Source organism: Anabaenopsis arnoldii, from assembly GCF_028331025.1.
Classification (GTDB): Bacteria; Cyanobacteriota; Cyanobacteriia; order Cyanobacteriales; family Nostocaceae; genus Anabaenopsis; species Anabaenopsis arnoldii.
This window is the reverse complement of sequence record NZ_JAQMUH010000170.1, coordinates 1-7,289: the sequence shown is the minus strand read 5'-3', so window position 1 is coordinate 7,289 and position 7,289 is coordinate 1. Positions and strand designations below refer to the sequence as shown.

6 protein-coding genes are annotated in these 7,289 nt (G+C 43.1%); 5 read left to right on the top strand and 1 reads right to left on the bottom strand.

Features of this window, described 5'->3' with window-relative positions; genetic code table 11:
- Positions 1-1,996, bottom strand: a 1,996-nt coding sequence (locus PN457_RS14915; RefSeq protein ID WP_271734173.1) for a Calx-beta domain-containing protein, incomplete at its 3' end; no start/stop codon positions are given.
- Between the two features lie 336 nt (positions 1,997-2,332).
- Here PN457_RS14915 and PN457_RS14910 point away from each other — a divergent pair.
- The 5 genes from PN457_RS14910 (at position 2,333) to PN457_RS14890 (ending at position 7,175) form a co-directional block, all read left to right on the top strand.
- Entirely contained in the window at positions 2,333-3,664 is a 1,332-nt protein-coding gene (locus tag PN457_RS14910) for an adenylosuccinate synthase (RefSeq protein ID WP_271734171.1), read from the top strand.
- A 92-nt stretch (positions 3,665-3,756) separates the two neighbouring features.
- On the top strand, positions 3,757-4,056 hold the full coding sequence (rplY, locus tag PN457_RS14905) for a 50S ribosomal protein L25 (RefSeq protein ID WP_271734170.1): 300 nt from the start codon (positions 3,757-3,759) through the stop codon (positions 4,054-4,056).
- A gap of 190 nt (positions 4,057-4,246) precedes the next feature.
- Complete coding sequence (locus tag PN457_RS14900; RefSeq protein ID WP_271734169.1) at positions 4,247-5,770, top strand: bifunctional aminoglycoside phosphotransferase/ATP-binding protein; 1,524 nt, start codon at positions 4,247-4,249, stop codon at positions 5,768-5,770.
- Positions 5,771-5,803: 33 nt separating this feature from the next.
- On the top strand, positions 5,804-6,301 hold the full coding sequence (locus PN457_RS14895; RefSeq protein WP_271734168.1) for a hypothetical protein: 498 nt from the start codon (positions 5,804-5,806) through the stop codon (positions 6,299-6,301).
- 85 nt (positions 6,302-6,386) lie between these two features.
- On the top strand, positions 6,387-7,175 hold the full coding sequence (locus PN457_RS14890) for a YdcF family protein (RefSeq protein WP_271734167.1): 789 nt from the start codon (positions 6,387-6,389) through the stop codon (positions 7,173-7,175).
- Positions 7,176-7,289: the final 114 nt, after the last annotated feature.

Sequence of the window (7,289 nt, the reverse complement as noted above, 5' to 3'; positions counted from 1 at the left end):
TAGTCGTTTGATTAGTACCCTGAATATAAGTGTTACCTCCCAAAACAAAAGCGCCAAATCTATCTTGACCGATAGCGGCGGCGGTAGCATTGAGAAGGGTAGAATTGATGGTGGTTTGCCCAGAATTATTGGCTGCTGTCTGTACCACAGTCTGACTGGCGTACTGGCCGGCGGTAGCCAATGCAGCAAAGCTAATTCTATCTACTCCCTGGGTGAAGTCGGTGATAGTATCAAAACTCGCTACAGATAAGTTGGTTCTATTAGATTCATTGGGGGAGTTATATAGGAATACATCACTACCCGCCCCACCGGTGAGGGTATCATTACCCGCCCCACCGTTGAGAATATCATTACCCGCCCCACCGTTGAGGGTATCATTACCAGCAGTACCGGTTAAAGTTCGATCTGTGACTACATTAAGGGTAGTCAACTGGGATAAATATTCTTGAATTTCCGTGAGACCACGGGTAGCATTAGCGGCTATGGCTCCATCTGTCAATCTATCTCCAGAAAAGGCTGTACCAAAGAGAAAACGTACCACCATAATCCCGTCAGATAGGGCATTGATTTGACCGTTACCGTCAATATCTAAGTACTTATTGTCTACCGCTTCCTGTAAATATTCTCGAATTTCCGTGAGATTACGGGTAGCATTAGCGGCTATGGCTCCATCTGTCAATTTATCCCCAGAAAAGGCTGTACCAAAGAGAAAACGTACCACCATAATCCCGTCAGATAGGGCATTGATTTGACCGTTACCGTCAATATCAAGATTCCATTGCCGCTTGTCTACCATAATGGGGCTAGTAGCTAGCCGATAATTAGCCGCTAAAGAACTAGCTGTAACCTGCAATTGTGTACCTTCAAAGTTGGCTCCGGCGGTAAAATTGAAGTCTCCTAATTTCAACGGTAGGGGTTCGTTAGGCCAGTTACCTTGAATACTAGAGTAAGGTATTTCTAGGTAAGTGTCTGTATTGGGGTTATTATCCAAGTCGTTGTTATCGAGAGAGGTAACGATATCACCAAATAAGTCAGTATCCCAGAGGTTATTGACGCCGGTGTAACTTAGGTGACTAGAGTTGTAATGTAAACGTAAACCAATACCAGTTAAGGTATTGTCACCTGTGGAAGTACTGTAAAATAGGGGGATACTAACAGTATTACCAGAGGATGCCGCCAGGTTTTCCGCTGAAGAGATTTGTTGAAAGCGATCATCTTCTAAAATAGTTCCCCTCGCACTACCCGTTGTAATAACAGCATTATTGGTGGGGTTGGATAAAATGACGCTGAAGGTTTCATCTCCCTCAAAGATATTGTCACCAGTGACGTTAATGGTAATATCTTTCGAGAGTTCTCCCGGATTGAAGGTAACAGTGCCTGATGGTAAGATGTTCCCAAAGTCCAACCCATCTGCATTGTCACTACCTGGTATTATTACTACATTCCAGTTAACACTATTTGTGGTCGTGGAATTACCAGAACGGCTAATGGTGAAGGTAAAGGGGGTAGTATTCTCGTCGCCTTCAATTTTGCTCGCACTTTTAGCAGCAATTCCCAGACCAGTGGTCTGCTGAATTATAATTGGTGGCGCTTCGAGTGTATAACCAGTGGCTGTCTCTGTTGAAGTCACCTTGATTTGAGTGCCATCAAAGTTCTCAGTAGTAGTAAAGTTGAAGTCCCCTAATTTTAACGGTAGAGCTTGGTTAGGCCAGTTACCCGAAATTTCAAAATAGGCAAATTCGATATACCGATCGCTTTGGGGGTCGTTGTCAAAGTCGTTATTATCAGCTTGGTCGGCTACCGGAGAGAATACACTGGTGTTAAAGAAGTTTTGGACATTTTGGAACCTCAGTTCACTAGAATTATAGTGCAACCGCAGACTAATACCAGTCAGAGTATTATCACCTGTTGAGGTATTATAGCTCAGGGGCAAGGTAAAATTAGAACCTGGTAGAGCATTTGGTTCATCGAGCGATGAAATTATTTGTTGTGACATAGTATGCACCTGTTAACATTAATGAATGAAAAATTATTACCCTGGGAATTTTCGTAGATTCTACCCCTTAGAGGCTGTTTAGAAAATATTAAACAACTCAATGCCTGTGACGTGAAGGTTACCACCCTGTGGGTATTTCACGATCACAAAAATTATACAACAGGTAGATACACAAGGCAACCAATGACTTCTGTCATGGTCAAAACCTGACCCTTCTTGGTAGGATGAGCAGGGTCAGGGGGTGGGTGAATGATGATTCCTCTGAAGATTGACAAAATTCACCCAATTTGTTATTAATTATAATTTGTGCAAACTATAATCTGATAATATAATCTCTTGGCTAACGTAATTGTCATAGGTGCCCAATGGGGCGACGAAGGAAAAGGTAAAATCACAGACTTACTCAGCCGCTCCGCAGATGTGGTAGTACGTTACCAAGGGGGAGTGAATGCTGGACACACAATAGTGGTGGAAGGTCAGACATTTAAGCTGCACTTAATCCCCTCTGGTATTTTGTATCCCAATACGGAATGTATTATTGGCTGTGGAACGGTGATAGATCCACAGGTGTTGATAGCAGAATTGGATAAACTGGAAAAATTAAATATTTCTGCTGCCAATCTGTTAATATCAGAAACAGCCCATGTAACAATGCCCTATCATCGGGTAATTGACCAGGCATCAGAGGAGCGGCGAGGAAGTTATAAAATCGGCACGACGGGGAGAGGGATTGGCCCGACCTATGCGGATAAATCCGAGCGTACAGGGATTAGGATGTTAGACTTGATGAACCCGGAAGCCCTACGGGAGAAGTTGGAATGGACGATTAATTATAAAAACGTTATTTTAGAAAAACTTTACAATCTACCACCCCTAGACCCCCAAGCAGTAATTGAGGAATATATGGGTTATGCCGATCGCTTACGGCCTTATGTGGTGGATACATCCCTAAAAATATATGATTCAATTTTGCGTCGCCGCAATATCCTGTTTGAAGGGGCACAAGGAACCCTGCTAGATTTAGATCACGGGACTTATCCCTATGTGACTTCCTCTAACCCGGTAGCAGGTGGGGCTTGCGTAGGAGCGGGGGTAGGGCCGACAATGATAGACAGGGTAATTGGTGTGTCTAAAGCCTACACGACTAGGGTAGGAGAAGGGCCTTTTCCCACGGAGTTAGATGGAAAAATCGGGGAATTGTTGTGCGATCGCGGAGCGGAATTTGGGACAACAACGGGACGCAAGCGGCGCTGTGGGTGGTTTGATGCGGTGATTGGTCGCTATGCGGTACGAATTAATGGTATGGATTGTATGGCCATTACCAAGCTGGATGTTCTGGATGAACTAGAAGAAATTCAAGTCTGTGTCGCCTATGAAATAGATGGCGATCGCTGTGAAAACTTTCCCACCAGTTCCCGTCGATTTGCGCAATGTCGCCCCATCTATAAAACCCTACCAGGATGGCAAGTATCCACTAAGGAATGTCGTACACTGGAAGACTTACCACCCCAAGCCCTAGACTACCTGAAATTCTTAGCGGAATTGATGGAAGTTCCCATCGCGATCGTCTCCTTGGGAGCTAGTCGCGATCAAACCATTATTGTGGAAGATCCCATACACGGACCTAAACGTGCTTTATTGTACGGTGACGGTACACCCGCTGCTTAATTAAGTAGGGAGTGTAAGACAGATGGGGAGGCGCTTGTTTATATGATCAAGTGCAAATGTCAACAACTGATAACTAATAACTGACAACTTCTATGGCGATTAAAGTCGAATCTCAAAAGCGACCAGAAGGGAGCAAACCTAATGCTTTACGTCGTTCTGGTCTGATACCTGCTAATTTGTACGGTCACAAAGGTACAGAATCAATTTCTTTAGTAGTGGAAGCTAAAACTGTGGAGCGTCTGCTCAAACAAGCTGGTGTAAATAAAACAGAAATTGAACTAAATATCCCTGAACTGGAGTGGACTGGTACAACTGTATTACGAGAAGTGCAATCCCATCCTGCTAAGGGTTTTATTTACCATCTGAGCTTTTTTGCATCTGCTCAAAGTTAATGCTGTGGTGTAAGTTGTAAAAAACACCACTAAAAAATCTCATGATTGCTGATGATACCAGGGTTCAACCCTGGTTTTTTATTGAAAGTGTGAGAATATGGGTTTATGAGTTGGTCTTTGACCTTGTACAATCCCTGCACCTGGGGGATTTATGTGAAATTTTTGTAACTATCCAACCCACGGTTTTTTTATGACACCAGCAAATCTTCCAGTTTTAATTCAGCAGATGTTACAACCGGGATTTTATCCCCACCCAGTCACAGAACCCATAGAACTGATTCAAACTCATATTTCCTATGTACTGCTTACGGGAGATTATGCCTATAAGTTGAAAAAAGCAGTAAATTTTGGCTTTTTGGATTTTTCTACTCTAGAAAAACGCAAGTATTTTTGTCAAGAAGAGTTGCGTTTGAATCAACGGGGCGCGGCTGAATTGTATTTAGAAGTATTACATATAACTGTATTTGATGGGCAATATCACTTAGAAGGAGCAGGAAAGCCTGTAGAGTACGCCCTAAAAATGCGCCAGTTTCCCCAGGATTTACTCTTGAGTACACTATTTGATCAAGGTAAGTTAACAGAGGCTGACTTAGAGAATCTAGGTAAAGTAGTGGCGCAATACCACGCTAAATCTACAACAACTAACGATTATATTCGCAGTTTTGGCGAAGTGCCGCAAGTGCGGGCGGCAATTGATGAGAATTATCAACAAACAGAAAAGTATATTGGTGGACCCCAGACACAGCAACAGTTTCAGGAAACCAAAAAATATACAGATAATTTTTTCTTAGAACATCCAGAATTATTTACCAGTAGAATTGAAAATAACTACATTCGTGAATGTCACGGTGATTTACACCTGAGAAATATTGCTTTATGGCATGATCAGATGGTTCTGTTTGACTGCATTGAATTTAACGAGCCGTTTCGCTTTGTGGATGTCATGTATGATGTGGCGTTTACGGTGATGGATTTGGAGGCGCGAAACAGCCCTAATTTAGCTAATGTCTTTTTAAACACCTATGTGGAGCAAACTGGTGATTGGGAAGGATTGCAGTTATTACCTTTGTATTTAAGTCGTCAGGCTTATGTTCGGGCTAAGGTGACTTCATTTTTGTTAGATGACCCCAATATACCAGAAACAGTGAAGGCAGAGGCGGCAAAAACGGCAGCAGCATATTATCGCCAAGCTTGGGAGTATACTAAATCAAAATCAGGAAAACTGATTTTAATGTCTGGGTTGTCCGGTTCTGGGAAGTCTACAACGGCTAAATATTTGGCGCGTAAATTCCAGGCGATTCACATTCGCTCAGATGCGGTGCGTAAACATTTAGGGGGGATTTCTGTTTGGGAGCGTGGTGGGGATGATTTATATACCCCAGAAATGACTCAAAAAACCTATGGCCGGTTGCTGGATCTGGGAATTATCCTGGCTCGCCAAGGGTTTAATGTAATTCTAGATGCTAAATATGATAAACAAAACCTCCGACAAAATGCCATCGGGGAAGCGGAAAAATACCAAATTCCCCTGGAGATTATATACTGCACTGCACCTTTAGCAGTTGTGCAAGAGCGTCTGGCTCAACGTACTGGGGATATTGCTGATGCTACTGTAGATTTATTAACATCGCAGCTAGAGCAGGCGGAAGCATTTACCAGGGAGGAAATGCCCTATGTGCAGATTTGGGATACCACTGCATCACCACAGGCATAATTAAAATCAGTAGTTTACAGTGTTTGTAAGTCTATGGCAACTAAAGGTTTACCGCCTATCTCACCGGAATTCTTTTCTCAACTGATATTTGGGGGATTTTTAATCTTCATATTGCTCATGGCGGGCTTTTCACTACCCCTGAGTATCTTTTTGGGGATTATTGCTGGTTTTGTTTTGGGTTGGTTCACAAGTTCTACTAAAAATAGCCCCCGGGAACCTGCTATACCCTCCTCTGATGGTATTGACGCGGGACTAAAATATTGGTTGTTTTTCTTGGTGGGGTTTGTGTTGTTGGGGTATTCTGCACCCGCTGGGATCTTCCTAGGTGCAATGGCCGCTCTGGGTGGGGGTTGGATGACTGCTTGGTGGGGTTGTAAGGAGCCTATGAATACTCAGCTACCTATGGAGGTTTTAGATGTTGATGTGAATGAAGGCCCTAGGGAGAGAATTACTAAACAGCAAACTAGAAAAGTCTCCCGTCGTTATCGTCGGACTTCTGGAAGTTTCAATTTCCGGTTTTGGGAAAAATGAGGGAATATGTTTTTAGAGAGGGCAGGTAGGATACCCACCCCACAAGATTTATGATCTGAAGCTGTGTATTTTATTTATTTGAAACGTGCTGTATCTGTCTAAGTTACTACCACTGTTTTTTTATCCCCTGGGACTGGTTACTATTGGTTTAATGCTGGCATTGGTGACAGTATGGAAACGTCCCACCCTGGCCGCCATGGCGATTAGTTTGGCTTTAATTATATTGCTGGTTTCTAGTAATGCTTGGGTGGCTAAGTCCGTGGTGCGATCGCTAGAATGGCAATATCTCCCTACAAGTCCAGTACCCACCGCTCAAGCAATTGTAGTTTTAGGTGGTGCGACTAGCTCCCCTGACCCTCCCAGGGTAACTGTTGATTTGAATGAGGCGGGCGATCGCATTATTTATGCAGCCCAATTATACCGCCAAAACAAAGCCCCCATCATTATTGTCACCGGGGGTCGCATTGACTGGAGTGGTAACAGTTCCCCAGAATCTGTAGATATGGCGGATGTGCTGACATCAATTGGGATCCCATCGGAGGCGATTATTCAAGAACCGGAGGCTCTCAATACATATGAGAATGCTGTGAATGTTCAGCAGATTTTAACAGCACGTGGTATTAGTAAGGTATTGTTAGTTACTTCTGCAATGCATATGCCGCGATCTGTGCAAATTTTCCAACGTCAAGGTATCGATGTGATTCCCGCACCGACTGATTTTCAGGTGAGTAAAAATGAAATGGCAGCCATGACTAGAACCCCCAAAGCTGCTATCCTGAACTTATTGCCTGATGTGGTTAACTTACGGTTATTTACCAGTGCCATCAAAGAATATATTGGTATTTGGGTCTACAATAATTTAATGAATTTATAGTCATTTATGTACATTTGTAGTATAATATAATTATGAATGTACGATCATTAAATGAATGAAACTATCTGATTATGCAAAAAAGGTAGGGATAAGTTATAGAACTGCGTGGCGTTG

What these genes read in the sequence shown, in the direction of transcription:
- PN457_RS14895 (WP_271734168.1), top strand. Translation starts at nt 5,804, where the DNA reads ATGGCAACTAAAGGTTTACCGCCTATCTCACCGGAATTCTTTTCTCAA.
- rplY (WP_271734170.1), top strand. Translation starts at nt 3,757, where the DNA reads ATGGCGATTAAAGTCGAATCTCAAAAGCGACCAGAAGGGAGCAAACCT.
- PN457_RS14900 (WP_271734169.1), top strand. Translation starts at nt 4,247, where the DNA reads ATGACACCAGCAAATCTTCCAGTTTTAATTCAGCAGATGTTACAACCG.